This is a genomic window from Deltaproteobacteria bacterium, assembly GCA_005879795.1.
Lineage (GTDB): Bacteria > Desulfobacterota > Binatia > DP-6 > DP-6 > DP-6.
The window spans coordinates 1-2,594 of record VBKJ01000256.1 but is presented as its reverse complement, the minus strand read 5'-3'; the positions used below and the strand labels follow the sequence as shown (position 1 = coordinate 2,594).

At 68.0% G+C, this 2,594-nt stretch carries 1 protein-coding gene; it reads right to left on the bottom strand.

The window, feature by feature from the left end; translation table 11 throughout:
• Nucleotides 1–2,071 (bottom strand): c-type cytochrome (locus E6J59_19765; GenBank protein ID TMB15760.1); only part of this gene is annotated, 2,071 nt, incomplete at its 3' end.
• Nucleotides 2,072–2,594: the final 523 nt, after the last annotated feature.

Sequence of the window (2,594 nt, the reverse complement as noted above, 5' to 3'; positions counted from 1 at the left end):
TGATCCGCTCCTCGCCGGGCCCGTGGTAGGCGTAGCGCACCGGCACCCTGGCGTCGGTGCGGCTCGCGAGGAACGCCCGCAGCGCCTTGATGTCCTCGTCGGCCAGGTCGAACTGCGGCATCACCTGCTCGATCCACTTGGTGGCGTAGGTGCGCGGCATGAGGAGCTTGTTGTCGGTCCAGTCGTCCCAGGTCTCGGGGATGTCGGTGCGGTCGCCGAAGAAGAGCTCCTCCCTGGTCTTGGAGCCGAAGGAGGACAGCTCGACGCCGATGCGCGACTCGCGCTCCATGCCCGGGATGTCGTGGCAGCCGGCGCAGCCGTACTTGCGCACGAGCTTCTCGCCCGCCGCGACGTTGGCCGGGTCGGCGAGGCGGACCGCCAGGTCGGCCGGCGCGGGCTTCTTCTCGCCGAGCGTCACCAGGTAGGCGGTGATGGCGCGCGCCTCGTCGTCGGAGAGGCGCAGGTTCGGCATGCGCGCGATCGCCGAGTAGCCGCGCGGGTTCTTGATCCAGTTGTAGATCCAGACGGCATCGGTCTTCTCCGCGATGGCGGAGAGGTTGGGTGCAATGTCCTTGTTGGCGCCGAGCTGCCCCGCCACCTCGTCGGGGGCGAGCGCGTGGCAGGCGCGGCAGCCGAGCGACCCGACCAGCTCCTTGCCGCGGGAGGCCTGCCCGCCGTCCACCGCCGGCGCGGCGTGCGCCGCGCGCCACTCCTCGCTCGGCTGCTTCGTGTCGGAGAGGAGGAAGGCGGCGATCGCGACCGCCTGGTCCTCGTCGAACATGAAGTTCGGCATGCGCGTGCGCGGGCGGAAGGCGTGCGGGTTCGTGATCCAGCGCACCATCCAGCCCTGGTCGAGCTTGGCGGCGATGCGGCGCAGCGAGGGGCCGATCGCGGACACGCCGCTCGACTTGGCGAGGTCCTCGTAGCCCTCGGTCAGGTGGCAGCCGTGGCAGCCGAGCTCCTCGAAGAGGTGCTCGCCGCGCGCGATCTCGTCCGCGCCGTCGAGATGCTGCACCCCCGCGTGGCACTTGATGCAGTTGGCGGTCATCTTCTCGCCGCGAAAGAGCGGCTGCTCGATGAACTCGACGTTCTCGACGTGTCCGTTCTTGTCGAGGAAGTTCCCGTGCGCGGTCTCGATGCTGTTGACCGCCGGGCCCTGCCCGCCGTGGCAGGGCGTGCACCCGAACTTCTCGGGCGGATGCTTGCCGAGGTAGAGCTCGCGCCGGGGGTGCGTCTTCCACGGGTTCGGCTGGTCCTCGAAGCCGGCCTTGTTGATGCCGGCGTGGCAGGACATGCAGCGGTCGACGCGCGCGATCGGCTTGCCAAAGTTGTTGCGGTCGAACTCCTCGAGCACGAGCTGCTGGATCTTGGGGATCTTCGGCTGCCAGTCGAAGCCGAAGAAGGGCGGGCTGGCCTTCGGCCCGGGGAGATAACCTAGCGAGACACCCTCGAGCTTCTGCTCCAGGTCGTCGCGCGCCGTCGTCAGCTTGGCGAGCGCATCCTCCGCCGTCTTGACGGTGCCCTGGAGCGCCTTGATCTGGTTCTGCAGGTCCTCGATGTGCGCCTGCGACTCGCTGTAGATCTTCTGGCGCTCGACGCGCACCTGCTCCTTCTCCTGGATCTCGTGCAGCAGCGCCTCGGTCGGGCGGCCGTTGTGGAGCGCGTCGTCGTACTTGAAGCGCAGCTCCTCGAGCCCGCTCTTGATGAAGCGCAGGCGGAGGTCCTTGTCCTGGTCCTCCTCCTGCGCCGCGCGCAGCACGCGCTGCAGCTCGGCGATCTTGCGCGCGCTCTCGCCTGACGTGACGCTCTTGCGGGCCTCGTCGAGCGTCTTGGCGGCGGCCTGGTACTCCGGGTCGGCGTCGAGACGCTTCTGCTCGTCGGCGATCTCGTCCTTCAAGCGGCTGATCTCGAGCCGGTTGAACTCCGCCTGCCACTTCTTCCACGGCCGGCGGAAGATATTGTCGTCGGCGATCGCCCACAGCGCGCCCACGAAGAGGAGGAGCGACGACACGAGCCAGAGCGCCCCGTAGGAGCGCTTCTCCTCGTCGAGAACGGGGGTGCTGCGCGGCATCAGCGGATCACGCCTTCGGCTCGAGGTAGCGTCCCAGGGCGAAGAACGCGAGCCCGCTGAGGGCCAGGTAGAGTTCCTTCCACATGTCGTCCTGCGCGATCCCCAGGTAGAGCCCGAGCCCCACGTGGGCAAACCCGACCGCCTGCAGGAGCTTCGCGAAGAGGAACACCGCCCGGGCGCACGCGGGTCAGATGTTGATGCTGAAGTACGGCGTCTTCAGCACCATGATGTACTTGAGGTTCAGGAGATGGCGCCCGAGCATCTTGAAGACCACCGCTATCATGTTGAGGAAGAGGAAGCCGGTGAAAGCGAAGCGCGGCCAGCCCCAGCGGCGCATGAAGTCGGGGAAGTCGGCGCCCTTCACCCAGCGGCAGAAGAGGTAGAAGCCGATGTAGCCCGCCACGAAGTAGCCGAGCACGACCGCCGCGCCGACGATGGTCGCCATGGTCTCGTCGCGCACGCCCAGGAGAAACGGCAGGTCGACGTTGGTGAGCGCCTCCACCTTGTGCACGTCCCACTTCTC